Source organism: Thalassospira indica (assembly GCF_003403095.1).
In the GTDB taxonomy this organism is placed as follows: Bacteria; Pseudomonadota; Alphaproteobacteria; order Rhodospirillales; family Thalassospiraceae; genus Thalassospira; species Thalassospira indica.
In genome coordinates this window covers 2,152,142-2,173,966 of sequence record NZ_CP031555.1, presented here as the reverse complement: position 1 = coordinate 2,173,966, position 21,825 = coordinate 2,152,142, and the positions used below count along the sequence as shown (strand labels likewise).

Annotated in this window: 17 protein-coding genes and 2 tRNA genes; 10 read left to right on the top strand and 9 right to left on the bottom strand. The window is 53.8% G+C overall.

What is annotated here, in order from left to right:
- Positions 1-22: 22 nt before the first annotated feature.
- Positions 23-1,801, bottom strand: coding sequence for a ShlB/FhaC/HecB family hemolysin secretion/activation protein (locus DY252_RS10235; protein WP_082923599.1), 1,779 nt, complete (start codon positions 1,799-1,801; stop codon positions 23-25).
- Between the two features lie 646 nt (positions 1,802-2,447).
- Here DY252_RS10235 and DY252_RS10230 point away from each other — a divergent pair.
- Positions 2,448-5,531 carry an FAD-binding and (Fe-S)-binding domain-containing protein gene (locus DY252_RS10230; protein WP_082923598.1) on the top strand — a complete coding sequence of 1,028 codons (3,084 nt, stop codon included), beginning with the start codon at positions 2,448-2,450 and terminating at the stop codon, positions 5,529-5,531.
- Between the two features lie 8 nt (positions 5,532-5,539).
- The gene (locus DY252_RS10225; RefSeq protein ID WP_064790369.1) at positions 5,540-5,860 is read left to right on the top strand and encodes a Dabb family protein; all 321 of its coding nucleotides are present in this window, start codon (positions 5,540-5,542) and stop codon (positions 5,858-5,860) included.
- A 101-nt stretch (positions 5,861-5,961) separates the two neighbouring features.
- Here the strand turns inward: DY252_RS10225 and DY252_RS10220 are convergent, their stop codons facing one another.
- On the bottom strand, positions 5,962-6,213 hold the full coding sequence (locus DY252_RS10220) for a hypothetical protein (RefSeq protein ID WP_064790368.1): 252 nt from the start codon (positions 6,211-6,213) through the stop codon (positions 5,962-5,964).
- Positions 6,214-6,406: 193 nt separating this feature from the next.
- Here DY252_RS10220 and vapB point away from each other — a divergent pair, with 193 nt between their 5' ends.
- Positions 6,407-6,637 (top strand): type II toxin-antitoxin system VapB family antitoxin, encoded by a 231-nt coding sequence (gene vapB, locus DY252_RS10215; protein WP_064790426.1) that lies wholly within the window; start codon positions 6,407-6,409, stop codon positions 6,635-6,637.
- Entirely contained in the window at positions 6,637-7,035 is a 399-nt protein-coding gene (vapC, locus tag DY252_RS10210) for a type II toxin-antitoxin system tRNA(fMet)-specific endonuclease VapC (RefSeq protein ID WP_064790367.1), read from the top strand. The genes vapB and vapC overlap by 1 nt, the downstream gene beginning before the upstream one ends.
- A 134-nt stretch (positions 7,036-7,169) precedes the next feature.
- Here vapC and DY252_RS10205 read toward each other — a convergent pair whose 3' ends face one another.
- The 4 genes from DY252_RS10205 to DY252_RS10190 all read right to left on the bottom strand — a co-directional run bounded on the left by DY252_RS10205 (position 7,170) and on the right by DY252_RS10190 (position 11,707).
- Positions 7,170-7,739, bottom strand: a complete 570-nt coding sequence (locus DY252_RS10205) for a hypothetical protein (protein ID WP_129542714.1) — start codon at positions 7,737-7,739, stop codon at positions 7,170-7,172.
- 240 nt (positions 7,740-7,979) lie between these two features.
- The gene (locus DY252_RS10200; protein WP_064790365.1) at positions 7,980-10,046 is read right to left on the bottom strand and encodes a DUF4238 domain-containing protein; all 2,067 of its coding nucleotides are present in this window, start codon (positions 10,044-10,046) and stop codon (positions 7,980-7,982) included.
- Positions 10,047-10,438: 392 nt separating this feature from the next.
- Positions 10,439-10,795, bottom strand: a complete 357-nt coding sequence (locus DY252_RS10195; protein WP_269451539.1) for an amidohydrolase family protein — start codon at positions 10,793-10,795, stop codon at positions 10,439-10,441.
- A gap of 36 nt (positions 10,796-10,831) precedes the next feature.
- The gene (locus DY252_RS10190; protein ID WP_064790363.1) at positions 10,832-11,707 is read right to left on the bottom strand and encodes a LysR family transcriptional regulator; all 876 of its coding nucleotides are present in this window, start codon (positions 11,705-11,707) and stop codon (positions 10,832-10,834) included.
- 129 nt (positions 11,708-11,836) lie between these two features.
- Here DY252_RS10190 and DY252_RS10185 point away from each other — a divergent pair, with 129 nt between their 5' ends.
- Entirely contained in the window at positions 11,837-13,144 is a 1,308-nt protein-coding gene (locus DY252_RS10185; RefSeq protein WP_129542713.1) for an aspartate aminotransferase family protein, read from the top strand.
- Between the two features lie 81 nt (positions 13,145-13,225).
- Here DY252_RS10185 and DY252_RS10180 read toward each other — a convergent pair whose 3' ends face one another.
- On the bottom strand, positions 13,226-14,350 hold the full coding sequence (locus tag DY252_RS10180) for a metallophosphoesterase (protein ID WP_129542712.1): 1,125 nt from the start codon (positions 14,348-14,350) through the stop codon (positions 13,226-13,228).
- 280 nt (positions 14,351-14,630) lie between these two features.
- On the opposite strand from DY252_RS10180, the gene DY252_RS10175 reads away from it, so the two are divergent.
- Genes DY252_RS10175 through DY252_RS10165 form a run of 3 tightly spaced genes read left to right on the top strand, consistent with a single transcriptional unit; the run spans position 14,631 to position 19,595 of the window.
- Positions 14,631-15,641 (top strand): HlyD family secretion protein, encoded by a 1,011-nt coding sequence (locus DY252_RS10175; protein WP_064790361.1) that lies wholly within the window; start codon positions 14,631-14,633, stop codon positions 15,639-15,641.
- A gap of 11 nt (positions 15,642-15,652) precedes the next feature.
- On the top strand, positions 15,653-18,448 hold the full coding sequence (gene rbbA / locus DY252_RS10170; RefSeq protein WP_064790360.1) for a ribosome-associated ATPase/putative transporter RbbA: 2,796 nt from the start codon (positions 15,653-15,655) through the stop codon (positions 18,446-18,448).
- 4 nt (positions 18,449-18,452) lie between these two features.
- Complete coding sequence (locus DY252_RS10165; protein WP_064790359.1) at positions 18,453-19,595, top strand: ABC transporter permease; 1,143 nt, start codon at positions 18,453-18,455, stop codon at positions 19,593-19,595.
- 53 nt (positions 19,596-19,648) lie between these two features.
- Here DY252_RS10165 and DY252_RS10160 read toward each other — a convergent pair.
- Together DY252_RS10160 and DY252_RS10155 are read right to left on the bottom strand one after the other, a co-directional pair.
- A tRNA-Val gene (locus DY252_RS10160) sits at positions 19,649-19,725 on the bottom strand.
- 16 nt (positions 19,726-19,741) lie between these two features.
- Positions 19,742-19,818 (bottom strand) — tRNA-Val (locus DY252_RS10155).
- Between the two features lie 245 nt (positions 19,819-20,063).
- Here DY252_RS10155 and DY252_RS10150 point away from each other — a divergent pair.
- Both DY252_RS10150 and DY252_RS10145 read left to right on the top strand, forming a co-directional pair.
- Positions 20,064-20,930: an N-formylglutamate amidohydrolase gene (locus DY252_RS10150; protein WP_064790358.1), complete on the top strand. Its 867-nt coding sequence runs from the start codon at positions 20,064-20,066 to the stop codon at positions 20,928-20,930.
- Positions 20,930-21,508 (top strand): GNAT family N-acetyltransferase, encoded by a 579-nt coding sequence (locus DY252_RS10145; RefSeq protein WP_064790357.1) that lies wholly within the window; start codon positions 20,930-20,932, stop codon positions 21,506-21,508. The genes DY252_RS10150 and DY252_RS10145 overlap by 1 nt, the downstream gene beginning before the upstream one ends.
- Positions 21,509-21,825 lie beyond the last annotated feature (317 nt).

Here is a 21,825-nt window from a genome sequence, read left to right as displayed (position 1 = left end):
GATCTATGTCCCAACGGCCCCGTTAAAACGAAAATGACGCTTGCGCGTATCTGATAATTCCTGAATCCGTGAAGGCCTCGGGCCGCTTAAGCGCCCGGGCAACCACAAGATCAAGATTGAAAATTCCAAGGAAATTGACCCGCACTCCGGCAGATGCACCTGCCAGAAAGGGGGCGTCATAGGTCTCCCGGTCATCCTTGCTGAGTTCGACGTAACCGGCATCAAGTCCAAGGACGATGTCCAGGCTGGCATCTTTATCCTCAAAGGCTCGGTAGCTCAGATCGTTGCGCGTCGAAATGCCCGACCTTCCCGACAGACTGTCTTCTCGAAAGCCACGGATGCTGAAATATCCGCCCCCGATGGCGAACTTGTCGGAACTCCCAAGATTATCTTCGGAATACTGTCCGTTGATTTGATGGCTCAAACGCAACAGCCCATCTGCAAAGCTGGCTTGCAGCGCAGAGCTTGCGGTAAATAGCAATGGCTCTGGATCAATGTCAGGATCCAAAGGCGGCTCCGCCCCCAGCGCGTTCAGTCCGCGAATGGCGTTGACCGACCAGTCGTGGTAGCCGTTCTCAAAATTGAAACGCCCATTCACGCCGAACTTGGACTTGGTCGAAAATCGCCTCTGAACAACGACTTCGAACTCGTCCAGGAAGTTTCTTGAACGAGATGTTTCAATACCGGCGACTGCATAGAATTTGGAAGACTCTCCGCGCCAGATAAGGCGTTGAAGATCGGCGGAAATCCAGTGACTACGCCCATAAACGGGCAAGTCCTCATTGATTGCCGGAAGAATGAAGCCGTATCGGCTATATCCGGCGCCGACACTGACACTCCAGTTTCCGAACGGCACAAAATAGCTTCCGCTTGCCGTTCTGGAATAGGTATCGCTCGATGTTAACCCCCTCTTTGTGGAAGAGGCATTTATCTGGATTGTGTCATTGAGATTAAGCAGGTTGTCGTAATACAGGTTGCCACCGATTTTTTGGCGTCCGGTATTTTTGTAGCCAAAATTATTGAAAGTCAGTGTGCCGCCATACGGCGGATCATTCACCGCAGAAAGACGGATGATCGAGGTCCCTTGTCGTTCTCCGGGGTAAAGCTTGAACTTTCCGGATTGAGAGCGCGGCGAGTTGAAATTTTCCAACGCTTGCTCAATCTCGCGCAAGTTGACGACATCCCCCTCTCCGGACGGAAACGCCGCAAAAATTCTGCTGTCAGCACTTTCACCTGACTCGTAGTCAAATCCCTCAATACGCCCGGGTATAATCAGGACTTTGAGGATGCCGTTAGAAAGGTCCTGTTCGGGTAAATAAACCCGTGTCGTGATATAGCCGCGATCAGAATAGAACGCGTTCATCTCATTCAAATACGCATTGAGATCATTAAGATTGACACATTTGCCATTCAATCGGTCGAAGTCGTCGGGCAAAACCTCGAATCCGTCCACCCCTTCAATCTGGGTCGACTGAATTGCAAAACAAGGCTGATCTGTGTCGTCCGGAACGGTGGGCGCAGACGTTTCCGGTTGAAGCCGGATATCGGGCCTGCGTTGTGGTTGCCGCCCAAAATCCCAGTCTCTCTGCTGCTGGCGCAACTGTTCCTGTTCAATTGATCTGTTGACCGCGTCAGGAACAGTTTGGGCATGTGCCGAAAACAGTACCAAGCTGGCCGAAAGCAGAACTCCGCCCCATATGCAGCGGCGAACAAAATTTCGACGCGCGGAAGGGCTAATCCGATTAAACTTGCGGATTGGTTGTTCGGTCTGCCGACCACATTTAACGGCGTTCGAATTCATCGTACTTAGCGATTGCACTCAGATCAAAAAATGAACGGCAACATCAGATTTTTCTGATTTAAATGACTGTGCGTCATTTTTTCTTCGCTAAGACAAAACTCAGAAATCGAAAGTGACGAGCGTCACAGAAAGTTGAAATCGATTGATAAAGAAGACGCCAACAATAACCATAGGTTTCTGTTAGCTATACTCTACGGGTAGAACCTACTCCAACGAGGTAATCCCATTGAATGTTTTGTGACCACCGTTCGTCAACTGATGCCCCACTTAAGCATGAAGACTTGAGTGGGCAAAAGAAACAACCGGAGAGAGGAGACAGCGGGAAAACAACAAAACGGCCCCTCTTTCCACCCGCCCAAACTACCGCGCCTCTTGCAAGAAAATCGGGGCTGGGTTTCAGATCTGAAGGCAATTGTATGAGGATTGAAAATGCGCCATCGCGGTGCATTTTGACCGGCGGTTTGGAGCACCTTGCCCGGCGCTTTGATTATTCACTTATTTTGAATAATCTTTCGGAATTTTCGATTTGTCTATTCAATCGCGATCAGGTCAAATGGAGTTGCATGCCAGATCGGGGCGCCGACCCGCATCGGAAAAAACCCGATAAAAGCATATGATATTATCATACGAGTATTGAGAGAGACTGATGTCCGTCCCTGCCCCGGCAACCACCCCGGTTACGAATGCGTCGAACAAGAGCGTGATCACGAAATTGCCGGCCCTGACCCCGGATCGGTCACTCGATAGTCTGACGCTGGGCTTTCTGAAAACGCTGGAGGCCGAGGGAAAGTTTAGCGGCGAAATCCATGCCGATTTCCCGACGCGCCTGATCAATGCCACCGACAACAGCGTTTATCAGGTGATGCCGAGCGCCGTGCTGCAGCCCAAAACGCGGGGTGACATCAATGTCGTGATGGAACTGGCCGGGCGCGAGAAATTTTCCGAGGTCAAAATCACCCCGCGGGGTGGCGGCACCGGCACCAATGGCCAGTCGCTGAACAACACCATCATTCTTGATACCTCCAAACACCTCAACAACATCCTTGGCTTTGATGCGGAGCGCGGGCTTGTGCATGTCGAGCCCGGTGTGGTGCTGGATCAGTTGAATGCCTGGCTAAAGCCATACGGCTATTTCTTCCCGCCGGCGGTGTCGACCGCAAGCCGGGCCACGGTGGGCGGCATGATCGGATCGGATAGCTCCGGCAAGGGATCGCGGATTTATGGCAAAACCAGCCATTACATCCATGACATGACCACGGTTCTTGTCGACGGCACGGATTTCAATACCCGCGCGATGAGCGCATCCGAGGCCAAAGACACCATGGCCCGCACCGATCGTGTCGGGCAGCTTTATAAAAAAGTCCATGACGAAATCGCCCCAAAGCGCGATCAGATCAAAGCCACCTTCCCGGAAATGAACCGGGGGCTGACGGGCTATAACCTGAAGGAAGCGGTATCTGACACCGGCGATATGAACCTGTCGTTCCTGATTGCCGGGGCCGAAGGCAGCCTTGGCATGGTCAAGGAAATTACCTTCCGCGTCATCCCGCTGCCCAAGCACAAGGCGGTTACGGTTGTCCGTTATGACAGCTTTGATTCAGCGCTGCGCCACGTCAAAACCCTGGTGCAGTTTGATCCGGTGGCGATTGAAAGCATCGATGACAAGGTCATGAAACTGGCCGAGCAGGATGAAAGCTGGCACATGCTGGGAAAGCTTCTCGGCACGGAAAACAGCAATACCCCCACACGCGGCTTTAACGTGGTCGAGTTTGTGGGCGAGAGCGAGGCCGAGGTTGCCGCCAAGCAGGCGGAACTCAAAACCTACCTTGATGCCAACCCGACCGAAGAGTTTGCGCCAATTGGCTTTGTGCAGGCGACCGATCCGGGGCAAATTGCCGCGATCTGGTCGATCCGCGCCAAATCGGTGGGCTTGCTGGGCAACCTTGAAGGCAAACGCCGCGCCACCCCGTTTGTCGAAGATACCGCCGTGCCGCCGGAAAACCTTGCCGATTTCATTGCCGAGTTCCGGGCACTGCTGGATGCCGAGGGGCTTGATTACGGCATGTTTGGCCATGTCGATGTCGGGTGCCTTCATGTCCGCCCGCTGCTTGACATGATGGATGAAGAGGACGAGGCCCGCATTCGCCGCGTTTCGGACGCGGTGGCGGAGCTTACCAAACGCTATAACGGCCTGATCTGGGGCGAGCATGGCAAGGGGTTCCGGGGTGAATACAGCCCGATCTATTTCGGGCCGGAGCTTTATGAGTGCCTCCGCCGGATCAAGGAGGCGTTTGATCCCGAAGGGCAGCTTAACCCCGGCAAAATCGCCTCGCCCTATAGCAAAAACACACCAATCACGGCGATTGACGAAGCGCCCATGCGTGGCCAGTTTGACCGGCAGATCGAGGATGCGCTTCGTGATGAATACCTGAATGCGACGCGGTGTAACGGCAACGGGGCGTGCTTTAACTGGGATTTGATGGATGCGATGTGCCCGTCCTATAAGGTCACGCGATCGCGCGTTCATTCGCCCAAGGGTCGGGCCGGGATGATCCGCGAATGGATACGCCAACTTTCGGTCGGCACCGATCCGATGAACAAGGATCTGGCTGTGATCAACAGCCGGGATTTCTCCCATGACGTCTATGAGGCGATGGCCGGTTGCCTGTCGTGCAAGGCCTGTGCTGGGCAATGCCCGGTCAAGGTCGATATCCCGGAGATGAAATCCCGGTTTCTGGAGACCTATCACACCCGCTACAAACGCCCAATCAAGGACCATGTGATTGCGTCACTGGAAAATATCGCCCCCCTTCTGGCAAAGGCGCCGGGGCTGTTTAACGCGTTGCAATCCATCCCGCCGATGCCATGGATTTTCAAACGCTTCATCGGCCTGACCGATTTGCCGAAACTCCATCGCCAGAGCCTGAAATCCGCCCTGCGGGCACGTGGCATTGGCAAATTCAAGCAGGCGGAGCTTGAGGCCTTAAGTGCGGATGAAAAGGCCAAGTCGGTGATCCTCGTGCAGGATTGCTTTACCACCTATTATGATACGGACGTGGTTCTGGCCCATGTCGACCTTTTGCAACGCCTTGGATACCGCGTTTTCGTGCCGCCCTATCGACCAAATGGCAAGGCGATGCATGTGAAGGGGTTCCTCAAACGCTTTGATTATCAGGCGAAGCAAAATGACATTGTGCTGGGCAAAATCGCCCAGTCCGGCATTGCCATGATCGGGATCGAGGCCAGCGTGACCCTGACCTACCGGCAGGAATACGCCCAGCGCCTTTCAAACCGCCCGAATTATCGCGTGCATCTGCTCCATGAATGGCTGGCGGGCGAGATCGAGCACGGCCGCCTCACCCCGCCGAAACTTGATAACGGCGTTAACATGGGCACGACTGAGGCCCCGGCAAGCCTGTTCCCCCATTGCACGGAAAAGACGTCCATCCCTGATGTTGGTGTGAAATGGCAGAACATCTTTGCCGCCTTCGGGCTTAAACTGACCACCGAAAAAACCGGCTGCTGCGGCATGGCCGGTGTCTATGGCCACGAAACCCGCCATCAGGAAACCGCGCGCGAGTTGTATGATCTGAGCTGGAAAAAGAAGGTCGATGCGACAGGTGCTGCTAACATGCTGGTAACCGGCTATTCCTGCCGCTGTCAGGTGGACCGTTATGAAGGGGTCAAGCCGCAGCATCCGGTCGAATACCTCGCCAAACTTATTGCATAGGAAACCCCATGATCCGTCACTTAGTTCTGACCAAATTCAAGGCCGAGGTTACCAAAGCCGAAATCGACAGCCTGTTTGCCAAGCTGGCGGACCTTCAAAGCCATATCCCCGGCATGCGCGGCTTTGATGGCGGCGTCTCGGTCAGCCCGGAGGGACTGGAACAAGGCTTCCGCCACGGATTTTCAATTGATTTTGACGATGCGGCGGCACGCGACGCCTATCTGGAACATCCAGAGCACAAAGCCTTGGGCGGGCAGTTGGTTGGGCTGCTTGCGGGTGGTGTCGCCGGGTTAGTGGTGTTTGATCTGGTTGTCGGCGCGTCTGCGTAGTCGCGCAGTTTAGTACCCGGACGGCCTGCTTCACTTTACTCGCGGGGGCCGGACGATCATCCCGGTCCCCATCCATATTACTTACCAACAACGTCAAACTATTATTCAGAAACAATAACTGTGCCGTTTGAAGCCCATATAACAATCCTGTTATAGAAGATCAGGATGGACTGGAAGAATACCGCAAAGGCAATCGACAACAGGAATGGTGCCCAAGGGAACGGCCTATCGGATATCCCGCCCATAACACCTCCAAAAATTGCTCCGAGAATGAACAGAAACGACAGCAATTTGCAGAGGAAGAAAACAAGGCCACGAAAAGTCGTGAGCACAGCGTAGATTACAGACTTCATTTAATGCTCCAGCACAACACGCTATGAGTGAAACACCCACAATGATTGCACTTTAATTTCGGATGTCGCGCCACTTCAACTCAAAAACGTACCTTGGTAAGATTATCTACAAACAAGTGCTGGTATATACATTTGACATATACACACTCAAAGTGCACAATGCTTGGAAGCTTACCCGCTTATGGAGGCATTCATGACTCAGGCATCCGTATTTCTAAACAATAAGACGCAGGCTGTCCGCCTGCCCAAGGATGTTGCCTTTCCTGATGGCACGAAAACGGTTGAGGTGATTTCTGTCGGGGTAACGCGCGTGATTGTTCCAAGCGATCACTTGTGGGACACGTTTTTTGACGGACATGCAGTCAGTGATGACTTCATGGAAGACCGTAATCAGCCCGCCATGCAGGAACGGGAAGCGCTGTAATGCTGCGCTTTATGCTGGACACCAATATCTGCATCTATGTGATCAAGAACCGCCCGCCGTCCTGCCGGGAGAAATTCACCACCCATAGCGGGGCCTTGGCAATTTCATCGGTCACCATGGCCGAATTGATCTATGGCGCGATGAAATCCGCCAAACCGGAGAGCAACCTGCGTACCGTCGAAGAATTCGCCGCCCGCCTGACCGTGCTTGATTTCGATACCAATGCCGCAGGTCATTACGGCGATATCCGCAGCAACCTTGAAGCCAAAGGTACCGTCATCGGCCCCTATGACATGATGATCGCAGGGCATGCGCGCAGTCACGGCCTGATCCTTGTCACCAATAACATCCGCGAGTTTGAGCGGGTGGACGGGTTGCGTTTGGAGAATTGGGTTTAGGTCATACTTACATAATCTGACACTTCGCGCGCGGCTTGTGACCCTTCACTGAGAAGGGAACAGCCCCCCTTTTTTTCCCACAATCGTTCTAATGGTGATGGGGTGCAGAAGGTTGGGTTTTGCGTAAGCTAAGCTCAAAGTCGAATGAGATCAACTCCAGCCGATGTAAGCCAGGCTCCCCAGCCAAACAAACCGTAAGAAGTTAGAACACCTACAATTGCCGCTGCATGAAAACCAACCCCACAGTACTGAACCCATGAATGCTTTTTGGAAGGTTCGATATAAACTGCCTGGTAGAAATACTGACTTACATAGGTAAAACTACCAGCACCGGCTACGGCCAGAGCTCCACAAGCGAAAAGCAGTATCGCATTTGCAATGTGGCTGGCTGCATTTACGTCCAGCTCAACGAGCTTCCCAACGAAAGCGAGCATTGCGATTGCCGCACCACCATTAAGGAGCATGGCAGCACGCATAGCGCTTTGGCCGGATGTTATAATAGCCCTAAACATTTCCACTGAAACATTTCGGTCATGTTCAAGATCGTGCGAGTAACCGGCAAGCTTGAAGTCGTGATCTGGCGCTTTTTGGTCAATCAAATCTTCAAGCACCTTTAACAAGGCTTTGGCATCCACCGATTGCCCTTTGGCCTCAATACCACGAACCTCTTCACACAATTCTTCCAATCGAGAAATAACTGACATCGTTGCGTCCATTACTTTTCAAGCATGATCATACGGCATTTCGAACCATCTTCTAAAGTTAGCCCCCCAATTGAACGATTGAAATGCTTGATAGGCATTTGTGCGAATATTAGGAGCTTTACCGCAGCAAGGCTGACTCCCTTTCAAGGTGAAGCGGCACGCTAAAAAGGGGGCCGCCTCCTTTTTAGGCCCCCTTTTTTGAAGCCGCAGCATCCGGTGGAGTATTTGGTTAGAACATGCTCAGACAAAATATGACAGTTTATGCTGATCAGACACGTGAACATAAAACGTACCGTCCTGCAATTGGTCTGCAACTATGCCAAAATCAAAAAGCAGCCGCTCAAGATGTCTATTGAGGAAGTTAACCTCATCAAAATCAACCCAATCGTTTAGTCCTGAGTTAAAAGAGAAAAGATCTTCAGAAAACAACTTTGCCCACTTCGAGAGCCCAAATTTACACAATGCATTCCAGAGTAAATTTTCCGAGTGAAGGTCGGTATTTTCGTTTTTGCATGAAGCAAAGTAACGGGCCAAAGAGGTCATAAATCGCGACGCGCAAACTGCTGATGTTTCAAAATAACTCTCATGATCACGGTCCAGCTGATAAAGATCGTGAGCCTTCGAAGTTACTTGAACCATACTATTTAGCTCATCTAGCGCAAGTTCTGCATAGAACTCTTGCTCCTTGGGCCTAGTATTAACCAATCTATAGGAAAAGTAAGTAGCTAGGAGAGATTCATTATATCGTAATAGCCAGCACTCGAAGTCATCTAAATCACGAACGCGGCTTTGCTCAGAAAACTTTGTCTCTACAAGGGTGTAAAAAGCCAATGTTCCTAGACCATAACAAATTGTGTTCTCAGCTTCGTCCTTAAGCTCAGTATCTCTGCCTGCTAAATAGCCTGCCAAGTAGCCTCTTAGCACGAAATGCGTCTTCAGTTTGTTGTTGCGCCGCACCAGTATCTGTACTGTTGAAGAATTGGGATCTATACCAATTAAGGAGTTTATGTCTTTATCAGGATCTAGCGCCTTCAAAGCATCCTCAAAGTCATTTGCGAAAGTAAAACCATCTATTCGATGCAAAGGCAGGATTGCTGCAAGTTCCTTGACTATTGCAGCAATCTCTTCAGCAATCATTTTCGCGTGTTCATCGTCACCGAAATCTCTCAGAGACACCGAAAAATTGAATCCTTCTCCAACGAACGCATCTGCCCAGGTAACCGGCTCGACGAGCTGACTCTCACTATTCTCATTTTGAAATCGGAAACTCGCGACAGCGTTAGAATATGCCGTCGACGTGATATTCGATAGTTTTGAGCGCGTAGAACTTCCTAGTTCTTCGAGCAACAATTGAGACCTATCTTGCCGACGCCCAGTCAAATAGAAAGTAAGCGAACTTTCTTGAGCTACCCTATTGTAGCACTCAATAACATCTTCCCAATCATGAGACGAACTTCCAACTGCCAGCTTCCCAGAAGATAGTGGAACGACAACGTGTGTCGTAGTCATTCGATCTGTTAGTGCACAAGGCCCCCAACCCTCATCATCCTTGGCTATTGCAACGCAATCAGGCAAAACCGCGTCGTTAGATGGAAGCTCGACAACTTTCCAGTGGAAACGCTCCAATGCTTGCCTTCTGACCTCTGGCACTAACTCTTTCGTCAGCACTCGCTTATGAGTCTCGCCACCTAGCCCAGAAACTCTTCCTTGAATCTCCTCCAACAACAAAGAGGATATAGCTAGTGCAGACTCATGAAATTGCTCAAAATCTTCCCGTAAACGCTGGTAAGCCATCCTAACAAGAGTTTCGGACGTTATAGGAGTTAACTGTTTCAGCGGAGATTTTTCGAATTCCTCGAGAGCAATATCCATAAACTTGGATGGCACTTTGTGCTTAGGGAAATTTTCTCTATCAAGGATTTCATTTGGCATTGCCTCGACTGATGAGACAACCAATGAAATTCCTTCTTCAATGAATTCACGCATATGAGCCGTACGAACGACCAAATGTGCAACGACTTCACTGATCTCCTTGGAAGGTATTGTCTCTCCAACCGGCACGTTTCGTATTTCATCGACAATAGCTGCCAGATCATTTTCGTATTGAGTTATTAAGTCGTCGAGAGTCTCATACCCTTCGGCTGATGGTTTCGAATAGAAATCGCGAGTAGCAGCAACGTCAATACGCGACACTTGAACTGGCTCAGGCAAGCCTTTCCTGTACATCCAAAGCTTGTCAGCTCCATTAGGCACAACAAATTGTTTCAAGTAGTGCTTTGGAATAAAATGTTGTTTTCTACCAGCCACTTACAACTCATTTCATTTCCAAGTCTCTTAGCCGATCACTTCAACACTAGAATAGTCACACGGGAACAATCGCATAAACCCTGAGTAGATACCAAACTCTACCTACAACTATCTTTAGCACAAGACACAAAGCCTTACGCATCTGAGATGAAAATAAACTGGTGACTGGATTTATGCATACCTTGACTTCGAGATACACACTAGGAGTTTAGTAAGCGCATTAGCAGGGCGCTTTCTTTCAATAGCGCGGAAAACAAGAGGCAGCACTTAATTAAACAGCACTGCCTCTTGTTTTGATGCTTGCGGCTCGAGATTTCCTTACCCCCCCTTCGCGGGCACAGGTTCTGCTAGGGAATGACGGTGTGGGTTTGCGGCGAGTTGCGCCGGTCTGATCAGACCGGCGTGGATGTCACCAGATTTGATTTCTGCCGGGCTAAGTATTTGCCGTCGCCCTTTTGCCCCATCACTTTGCCGTCCTTGACCACGGTTTTGCCGCGCACGATGGTGTGGACGGGCCAGCCTTTGACGGTGAGGCCTTCATAGGGGCTGTAATCGCAGCCCTGTTGCAGGATGTCGTTGGTGATGGTGACGTTTTTGGTGGGGTCCCAAAGGGCCAGGTCGGCGTCCGACCCAATCGCGATTGTGCCCTTTTGCGGGTACATGCCATAAAGTTTGGCGTGGTTGGTGGCGGTGAGTGCGACAAAGCGGTTAAGGTCGATGCGGCCTTTTTGAACGCCTTCGGAAAACAGGATTGGCAGGTGTGCTGAAATGCTTGTCTCTTTTCTTCACAAAAACGGCAGCATCTTGGTGATGTGATCGGCGAAGGCATCCATGGCCGGGCTTGGATTGATTTCGGATGTGATGACGCGCAGGCCGAGTTTCGGCAAAGCGGGCAGCGGGGCTTTCAGGATGAAAAGATCGCTCGGCACCGCCTTTTGCATCATCACACTGATGGCAAGGCCGGACCGCGTCACGGCAATCAGGCCCGCCAGACTGTTGCTGGCATAGGCGATTTGGTAGGGCAGCTTCGCACTTTCCATCGCATCGCGAGCGGATCGGTGATCAAGGGCGTTGGCGGCAGCGAGTGCCAGCGGGATCGGGTTTTGTGGCCCGCCATTCTGATTGAAATCATGGAGTTCGAGGGTTGGCTTGCTGCCGACCCAGGCGAGTTGTTCGGTGCGGATGAAATCGCCGCCCGGCGTGATATCCGGAGTGGAGACCAGCGCCATGTCGATCTGGCGCGCATGCAGGAGTTTCTGTAATTCCGGCGTCGGGGCCGACACCACCCGGATTTCGATATCGCGGTGGATGGCGCCAAAGCTTTTGAGCAAGGCCGGGAAAAAGGCGATCAGGTAATCTTCGGGGCAGCCAAAGGTGATCGCACCGCGCAGCCCCTGATCAGAAAAGCTTGAAACCGCATCATCATGCAGGCGCAGGATGCGTTCGGCATAGCCCAAAAACCGTTCCCCTGCCCCGGTGAGCCGCACGCCACTGCCCGAGCGATGAAACAGGCTTTGCCCCAATGCATCTTCAAGTCGCTGGATCTGCATGGTCACAGTTGATTGGGTGCGGCCAACCTGAATGGCGGCGGCACTCAGCGTCCCGGCATGGGCAGCACGGACAAAGGTTGTCAGAAGTTTGAGATCAAGCAGCGCCTGCATGCGGGGCTCCGGGCATATTTGATATCAATTTTTTCGATATCGGAATGCAAGCATTATCAATTTTACCGCTTTCGTGCCACCAATTAGGTTTTTCCCATCACTTGAATGGATCATTACCGGGGAAAAATCATGTCACGCAATGACGATAGCGCCTTTTGGGAAAGCGCAAACAATCATCTGATCCGCTATGGCAGCCCGTTTGATCCGGCGATCATTGAACGCGCCAAGGGATCATATGTTTATGATGCCGATGGCCGCGCGATCCTTGATTTTACCTCCGGGCAAATGTCAGCGGTTCTGGGCCATGGTCACCCGCGCATTGTCGAGACCGTGCAGCGGCAGGTCGAAACCGTCGCACATTTGTTTAGCAGCATGCTGACCCGCCCGGTGGTGGAGCTGGCCGAGCGGCTGGCAGCCCTTGCACCGGGGCTGGAAAAGGTTTTGTTCCTGTCAACCGGGGCTGAGAGCAACGAAGCAGCCATTCGCATGGCCAAACTTGTCACCGGCAAGCATGAGATCGTGGCGTTTTCCAAAAGCTGGCACGGCATGACCGGGGTCGCGGCATCGGCGACCTATAGTGCGGGACGCAAGGGATATGGCCCAGCGGCGGTCGGATCATTCGCCATCCCGGCACCCAATGCGTTTCGCCCGCGCTTCAAACATCCGGATGGGTCGCTTGATTGGCAGACGGAGCTTGATGATGCGTTTGAGCTTCTGGATGCGCAATCGACGGGCAATCTGGCGGCGTTCGTCGCCGAGCCGATCTTATCGAGCGGCGGGATCCTTGAACTGCCGAAAGGTTACCTCGCCGCGCTTAAGAAGAAATGCGAAGAGCGCGGGATGCTGTTGATTTTGGATGAGGCGCAAACCGGCATCGGGCGCACCGGCGACATGTTTGCGTTTCAGCGTGACGGCGTCACACCCGATATCCTGACATTGTCCAAAACCATCGGGGCGGGATTGCCGTTATCGGCCGTCATGACCACGCCGGAAATTGAGCAGGCCGCCTATGAAAAGGGGTTCCTGTTTTACACCACCCACGTGTCCGACCCCCTGCCCGCCGCGGTTGGTTTGACGGTGCTGGATGTGGTGCGCGACGAAAAGCTGGTCGCACGCGCAAGCCAGATGGGCGCGCAACTGTTTGAAGGGTTGTCCGCGATCAAGGATCAGTACCCTTGCGTCGGGGATGTGCGCGGGCGCGGGTTGCTTTTGGGGATGGAGATCATCAAGGAGACCGGTAATCGCGAACCCGATCACGATATGGGGGCGGCCATCATGGCAGAGGCGTTCAAGCGCGGGCTGAGCATGAACATCGTCAAGATGCCGGGAATGGGCGGCGTGTTCCGCATTGCCCCGCCACTGACGATCAGTTCCGAGGAACTTGATCAAGGCATTTCGATCATTGGTGATGCCGTGAAGGCGTGCGTTGCACGCTAGCAGCTAACAGCCTCTCGCCCCTCCCCTTGTGCCACCGCAGGGAAAACGGCGTCCTGATGCCTCGGGACGCCGTTCTTTATTCTAGCCCTTGCGAAGCGTGATCACGGTGAGTTCGCCGGGCACACCGACCCGGATCGCGAAGCCCGGCCATTGGGCGGTGCCGTTATTGACGTAAAGCTGCATGCCCTCGATGTCATACATGCCCGATACAAAGCCGCCATTGAGCATGGCAACGATATTGTCAAAGCCCCATACCATGCCGCCATGGGTATGGCCGGAAAGTTGCAGATCGACACCCAAGGGTGCGGCATCACGGGCCATTTTCGGTTGATGATCAAGCAAGATCACGGGGGCGTTTTCCGGGCGGCCTTCAAGCGCCTTGGCGACATCGGGTTCGGGGCGGTTGGTGCGATCCGCGCGAAGGTCTGTGACCCCGGCAATGGTCAGTTGATCGTCGCCGCGACCGAGCACGATATGATCGTTTTCAAGAGCCAGCATGTTGAGCCCGCCAAAATGGCGCATCCAGTTTTCATAGCCGAAATAATATTCATGGTTGCCCGGAATGGTGATGACACCATCAGGGGCGACAAGATCATGAAGCGGCTGCACATCATCATAGCGCAGCGGCAATTCACCATCGATCAGATCGCCCGTGATCACGATCAGGTCGGCTTCAAGGGCGTTGGTTTTTTCAACCACCTCGGCCACCCAGGGGCGGTCATAAAGCTTGCTGATGTGAAGGTCGGTGAGCTGGACCATGCGATAGCCATCAAACCCGTCCGGCAGGTCGCGAATGATGACATCCATTTCCTTGATTTCGGGGACACGCATCGCCTGATTAACGCCAAAGCAGGCAAGTGCGATGGCGGCAAAGGACATGATGGTGCGCAGCATGACAGGCGCGTACAGTTTGCGACGCACGATCACCCAGCGCAGCACCAAGCCGATCAGGTCGTAGGCAAGTTGGAACCACACGAGGAAGAACACCACGCCAAACAACACGTTGATCGCCACAACAATCGGCTGCGGGAATTCCGGCAGGAACATGCTGCCAAAGGCGATGCGCGAATACAGGTGATGCTGTGCCCCGATAACCAGAAGAACGGCAAAGCCAACCTTGGCCCAACGCGGCCATGCCAGATAACGCACATGACGCACCAACACATACAAACAAGCCAGGCCGACAAAGACGTGAAACAGAAGCACCGGACAAAAAATCCTTTCGAATACTGATGAAGCGTCGCGCAATATAGCGGAAAGGCCGGCAACAATCGCGGCCAATCATTTAGACGTCTGAAATGATCGATTGGTTTGCAAATTGTTTGCGCAACATCAAAGCCCGATCAATGGTAATCACGTAGCCTCTTGATCCTAGTATCATTCCAGATATTATTGCGTTGCAAAACTACTGGAGTAATACTCGGTCAGGTCGTCGACCCGACCGGCCTTTGCCCCGCCCTGGTTCGCCCCCGTTTCGGAGAATGGAATGAAAAGTTTGCGTGCTGTGTTGATTGTGCTTGTGGTGATTGTCGCTGCCGCCGGGGGTGGTTATGCCTATTGGCAGGCGCAGCAATCAGATCTTCCCGAGTATATCGCATCGGGCAACGGTCGGATTGAGGCCGAGGAAATCCGGGTGGCAACCAAATATGCCGGCCGGGTTGAGGAAGTTCTGGTCGAAGAAGGTGATCAGGTCACCGCAGGTCAGGTCATGGCCCGGATGGACACCGCCGAACTGGTTGCCAACCGTGCCCGCGCCCGTGCCGAGCTTGCCAGTGCCGAGCAAGGCATTGCCGAGGCAGAAGCCCTGATTGTTCAGCGCGAAAGCGAGCTTTCTTTTGCCGAGCAGCAGCTTTCGCGTGCCGAGGAACTGGTCAAGAACAACAACATTTCACGCGAACAACTTGATCAGAGACGTGCGGATCGCAATGTCGCAAAAGCAGCCCTTACCGCGGCCCAGGCGCGCCTTGTCAGTGCACGCATGAATGTCTCGGCGGCATCCGCCGCCCTTGAAGGCATTCAGGTGCAAATTGATGATTCGGTCCTGAAAGCCCCGCGCGATGGCCGCGTGCAATATCGCCTTGCCGAACCGGGCGAGGTTCTGGCAGGCGGCGGGCCAGTCATCACCCTGATTGATCTGACCGATGTCTATATGAATGTGTTCCTGCCGACCCGTCAGGCGGGATTGGCCTTTGTTGGCAATGAAGCGCGGATTGTTCTGGATGCCGCCCCCAGCTTTGTCATTCCGGCCAAGGTATCGTTTGTCGCCGATGACGCACAATTCACCCCGCGCGAGGTCGAAACACGGGCCGAGCGCGACAAACTGATGTTTCGCGTCAAGGTGCGGATCGACCCGGAATTGCTGGCCGAGCATATCAAACGGGTGAAAACCGGCCTGCCCGGTGAGGCCTATATCATGTTGGCCGATCATACCGACTGGCCGGAGGCGTTCACCCCGAATGTGCCTGATGACGCCACCCTGCGTCAGAACACGCAATAGAGCGCGCCCAGATGGTGGACAGCACCGATACTTCCCGCGATACATCAGAAGTCGCCGTGCGGCTTGAGGATGTCACGCTGCGATATGGCAAGGTGGCCGCCCTTGACGGGATCAGCCTTGAAATCCCGGCCGGACAGACCGTGGGTTTTATTGGCCCGGACGGGGTTGGGAAATCAAGTGCCCTTGCCCTGATTTCGGGTGCGCGCAAGGTGCAGGACGGCACGGTCGAGACGCTTGGCGGATCGATGAAAGATGCCAAGCATCGCAACGCGATCCTGCCGCGCATTGCCTATATGCCCCAGGGGCTTGGCAAGAACCTTTATATGGACCTGACGGTGCGCGAGAACCTTGAATTTTTCGGCCGCCTGTTTGGTCAGGGAAAGCGGGAGCGCGATGAACGCATAGCACGGCTTGTCGCCGCGACCGGGCTTGATCCGTTTACCGAGCGCCCGGCGGGCAAGCTTTCGGGCGGCATGAAACAGAAACTTGGGCTTTGTTGTGCTCTGATCCATGATCCCGATATCCTGATCCTTGATGAACCGACCACCGGGGTTGATCCCCTGTCGCGGCAGCAATTCTGGCAATTGATCGATGCCATTCGCCAAACCCAAAGCCAGATGACGGTTCTGGTTGCCACCGCCTATATGGATGAGGCGGCGCGCTTTGACCGGTTGATTGCGATGAATGATGGCAAGGTGCTTGCGACCGGCACAGCGGACGAGATTTTGGAGCGCACCGGGACCGATACGCTTGAGGCCGCCTTTATTGCACTGTTGCCCGAGGAAGAACGCCAAGGCCATCATGAGCTGAACATTCCAGAACGCACCATTCATGGCGACACGCCAGCGATTGTTGCCGAACATCTGACCAAGAAGTTTGGTGATTTTACTGCCGTGGATGATGTCAGCTTCCGGATTGAAAAAGGCGAGATTTTCGGATTTCTCGGATCCAACGGCTGTGGCAAGACCACGACCATGAAGATGCTGACCGGGCTTTTGAATGCATCTGAGGGCACGGCCGAGCTTTTTGGCAAGCCGGTCGATGGGCAGGATATCGCGCTGCGTAACCGGGTTGGCTATATGAGCCAGGCCTTTTCGCTGTATTCCGAATTGACCGTGATGCAGAACCTTGAGCTGCATGCGCATCTGTTTCACTTGCCCAAGGACAAGATCACACCAAGGATCGAGGAACTTTCGAAACGGTTCGGGCTGGGCCCCTATCTTGATGATCTGAGTGAACGATTGCCGCTTGGCGTGCGCCAGCGATTGTCGCTGGCGGTTGCGATCATTCACAGCCCGGAAATCCTGATTTTGGATGAGCCGACATCGGGTGTTGATCCGGTGGCGCGTGACGGGTTCTGGGAATCGCTGGTCGAGCTTTCGCGCGATCAGGGGGTGACAATTTTCATCTCCACCCACTTCATGAACGAGGCGGAGCGGTGCGATCGTATCTCGCTGATGCATGCCGGCAAGGTTTTGATCAGCGATACGCCGAGTGCCATCACCAAGGGGCGCGGCTGCGACACCCTTGAAGACGCGTTTATCAGCCATCTGGAAGAAGCGGAAGGCCCGGATGGCGCGGATGGCGCGAATGCAGGCGCGCCAGACGCCCCTGCCGCCGCAGATGCGCTTGCCACAGATGACGATGCAAAGGCCAACTGGAAACCGGCGCGGGCGTCACTGTTCAGCTTCCGGCGCTTATGGGCCTATTCCCTGCGCGAAACGATGGAACTGGTGCGCGATCCGATCCGGTTGATGTTTGCCTTGATTGGCACGGCCATCCTGATGCCGGTTTTTGGCTGGGGGATTACCTTTGACGTTGAAAACCTGACCTATGCAGTACTTGATCGTGACCGCAGTCAGGAAAGCCGAACCTATATCGAGAACCTTTCGGGATCGCGGTATTTCGAGGCGCAGGAACCGTTGCTGAGCAATGATGAGCTTGAGGCACGGTTGCTTTCGGGGGACATTGCGTTGGCGATTGAAATCCCGCCCGGCTTCGGGCGCGATGTTGCGCGCGGTGACAGCCCGGAAATCGGGGCGTTTATTGACGGATCGATGCCATTTCGCGCCGAAACCATTCATGGCTATGTCGAAGGCATTCATAACCAATATCTCGCAGAGCATCGCAAACGCGATGTCGGCACTGCCGATTCAGGGCAGCCGATGCGCATCGAGACGCGCTATCGCTATAATCAGGATTTCAAAAGCATCTATGCCATGGTGCCATCGGTTATTGCGTTGCTTTTGATGTTTATCCCCGCGGTTTTGATGGCGGTCGGGGTTGTGCGCGAAAAGGAACTGGGGTCGATCACCAACCTTTATGTCACCCCGGTTTCCAAGCTTGAGTTTTTGTGGGGCAAACAATTGCCCTATATCGGGCTTGGCCTGATCAACTTTGTTTTGATGACGGCGATGGCGCTGTTCTGGTTTGAGGTGCCGTTGCGCGGCAATGGCCTGACGCTTCTGGTGGGTGCGATCCTGTTTGTTACCGCCACCACCGGATTGGGGCTTTTGATTTCGTCCTTTACCAGTACGCAGATCGCAGCCCTTTTTGGCACAGCAATCGCGACCATGGTGCCATCGGTGATGTTTTCGGGGATGATGCAGCCGGTTTCTTCGCTTGAAGGCGCGCCGGTTGTGCTTTCGACCATTATCCCGACATCGCATTTCATGTCGATCAGTGTCGGCACCTTTACCAAGGCGCTTGGTTTTGCGGAACTTTATCCCGAACTGATCAGCCTTCTGATTTTCTTCCCGGCATTGACCGTGCTTTCGATGCTGCTTCTCAAAAAGCAGGAGGCGTAAGGATATGCTTGGCAGACGGATCAGCAATATCTATCGCCTTGGCATCAAGGAGCTTTTCAGCCTCAGACGTGACATGGTGCTTATGGCGCTGATTGTCTGGGCGTTTTCGTTTGCGATTTATAACGCCGCCACCGGCTTTTCGCATGATTTGCGCCGTGGTTCGATTGCCATTGCCGATCAAGATGGATCGGCCCTTTCGCTGCGCATTTCGGATGCGTTTCTGGCCCCGTACTTTCAGGAACCGGTGCGCATTGCCGAACGCGATATTGATGCGGCAATGAACAGTGGCGAATTTACCTTTGTGCTGGTGATCCCGCCGCGCTTTGAGGCCGATGTGGTTTCGGGTCGCGATCCGGAAGTGCAGCTTAACATCGATGCCACAGCGATGATGCAGGCCGGGATCGGCCAAGGCTATGTCAGTAACATCATCGCCCAGGAAGTCTCGACCTGGTTGGGTGGTAAATCGGCCTGGGCCGGGCAGAACCGAACAGAGGCCGCAACCATCGTGACACGTTATGCCTATAACCAGAATGTGCAAAGCGAATGGTTTACCAGCACGATGGAGATCATCAATGCGATCACCATGCTGTCGATCATTCTTTCAGGCGCGGCCCTGATCCGCGAACGCGAACATGGCACGATCGAGCATCTTCTGGTGATGCCAGTGGATCCCTATGAGATCATGCTGGCAAAGGTCTGGGCCAACGGGCTGGTGATTTTGATTGCCTGCATGCTGTCGCTTGTTTTCGTGGTCGAGCTGGTGCTGGGCGTTCCGATTGCCGGATCGAAGCTTTTGTTCATGGGCGGTGTGGTGATCTATCTGTTCTTTGCCACGGCCCTTGGCATTTTCCTCGCCACCATGACGCGATCCATGCCGCAATTTGGCCTGCTGTTTATTCTGGTGGTGTTGCCGTTGCGATTGCTTTCAGGGGGCAGCACGCCGCTTGAAAGCATGCCGGAGACTTTGCAGAACATCATGCAGTTCTCGCCCGCGACCCATTTCGTCAAATATGCCCAAGCCATCCTGTTTCGCGGGGCGGGCATTGACGTGGTCTGGCCGGAATTCCTGCTGGTGTTTGCGATTGGGGTTGGTTTCTTTGCCTTTAGCGCCCTTCGGTTCAGAAAGAGTATCGCGCAGATGCGCTAAGTCACCGGGCCAAGAAACACAAAACCCCGCACGGGAACCCGGCGGGGTGGGAATGGTGGGCCTAACAAGACTCGAACTTGTGACCTCTCGCATGTCAAGCGAACGCTCTAACCAACTGAGCTATAGGCCCCTATGGGTTTGAAAGATGGTGGGCCTAACAAGACTCGAACTTGTGACCTCTCGCATGTCAAGCGAACGCTCTAACCAACTGAGCTATAGGCCCGCAAATCCATCTTTCCAACGACCAAGGTTTCAAGATCAGAAACAGTGGTCTGTGCCGTTTGCGTCGGCGAGGCGGTATTTAGCCCAAGGCAGGCGAAGGCGCAACCCCAGAAATGGTTTTTTGACAAAAAATGTTCATCAATTCCGTGGCAATTCCCATATGCTAGAAGATAGTATGATAATGGATCGCAAGACGCACGACGAAGCCCAAATCCGTGTCATAAGGGATGGACATTACGAAAGACAATGAACCAGTTGCCTTCGGAACTCGCCTCAACTGGCCCAGCCACCGTTATCCTGCCACCCCGGCAAACCCTGCCGGTGGTGTTTGCATCCCCGCATTCCGGCCGCCATTACCCGCAGGATCTGATTGAGCGTGCGCGCATTGGCGCGTTTGAGCTGCGCGCATCCGAAGATGCCTTTGTTGATCAGTTGTTCAATGCCGCCCCCAAACTGGGCGCGCCGTTGCTATCGGCGACATTCCCGCGCGCCTATGTCGATGTGAACCGGGCCGCGATGGAACTTGATCCGCGGATGTTTGATGGCAAACTGCCCGAAGATAGCGACATCAATTCAATGCGCGCCCTTTCGGGATTGGGTTCGATCCCGCGTGTAGTCAGTGGCGGGGTTGAGATTTATAAAACCCGCCTGCCCGCCGAAGAAGCGCTTTCGCGGATTGAGACATTTTACCGGCCCTATCATACAGCGTTGCAGAAGCTTATTGCTCAGACGCGGGCGACATTCGGGTACTGCATTCTGATCGATTGTCATTCGATGCCCGGGGATTCGTACGACAGCGCAAAAAACCGCGTTGATCTGGTGCTTGGCGATTGCTATGGAAGTTCCTGTCACCCGTCATTGACGCGGTTTGTGGACGATTGTTTTCGCGATATGGGCTTTGCGCCTGCGCACAATGATCCATATGCCGGGGGTTATTGCACACGCCATTACGGTCGCCCGCAAGAACATGTGCATAGCCTTCAGATCGAGCTTTCTCGTGCGCTTTATATGGATGAAACGACAATCAGCCCGCATCGCGGATTTGACGTCCTGCGCGACCAGATGACCGATCTGATATCGCGCTTCCATGATCTCGACGGGACCCTGCTTTAATGACAGACACCACCGACACCAGTGACGTTTTGAGCGATCTGGTCATCCGCGATGCCGAACCCGAAGATTTCGAACGCATCACCGAGATTTACGGCCACCATGTTCTGCATGGTTTGGCATCGTTTGAAGAACGCGCGCCCGAAATCGCCGAACTGACATCGCGCTGGCAGCATGTGCGCGAACGTGGCCTGCCCTATCTGGTGGCGGATGTTGATGGCCGGGTTGAGGGATTTGCCTATGCCGGGGCGTACCGGACACGTCCGGCATACCGGTTTACGGTCGAAGACACGATTTACATTGCGCCCGAAGTCGTCGGCAAGGGAGCTGGCAGCGCGTTGCTGTCGGAATTGATTACACGCGTGACCGCCCTTGGCTATCGCCAGATGATTGCGGTGATCGGCGACAGTGCCAATGTCGCGTCCATCGGCCTGCATGCGCGGCTGGGCTTTCGGGTGGCGGGCACGCTTCAGTCGGCTGGCTTTAAAATGGGCCGCTGGGTCGATAGCGTGATCATGCAGCGCGGTCTGGGCGACGGGGATAGCGATACCCCGGATAACGACCCGACGCGCGAGAAATAGACATAAAACGGCTTGAAGAGATTACAATGGGGTGCTGTCGCGGCACTGTCGGGCAGCGCCTTTTTGCATTTGGACGGTAAATCGACCGGGAATTGATTTGCACCGCACCATTTCAGCAATTCCAAAACGCACCACATGCTCAGCGGTTGAACATATGATCTTTTGTTCGCTAACGGGCTGAATTTAGGCAAAAAAGAAGGCCGCCCGTGACAGCGGCCCAAGTCTAGGGAGGAAACGTCCAAGAAACGAGCGACAAGTCGCTCGCCGGAATGCACTGCGTCCTACCGCAGCGCACAAATGGAGATTACTGATTCGAT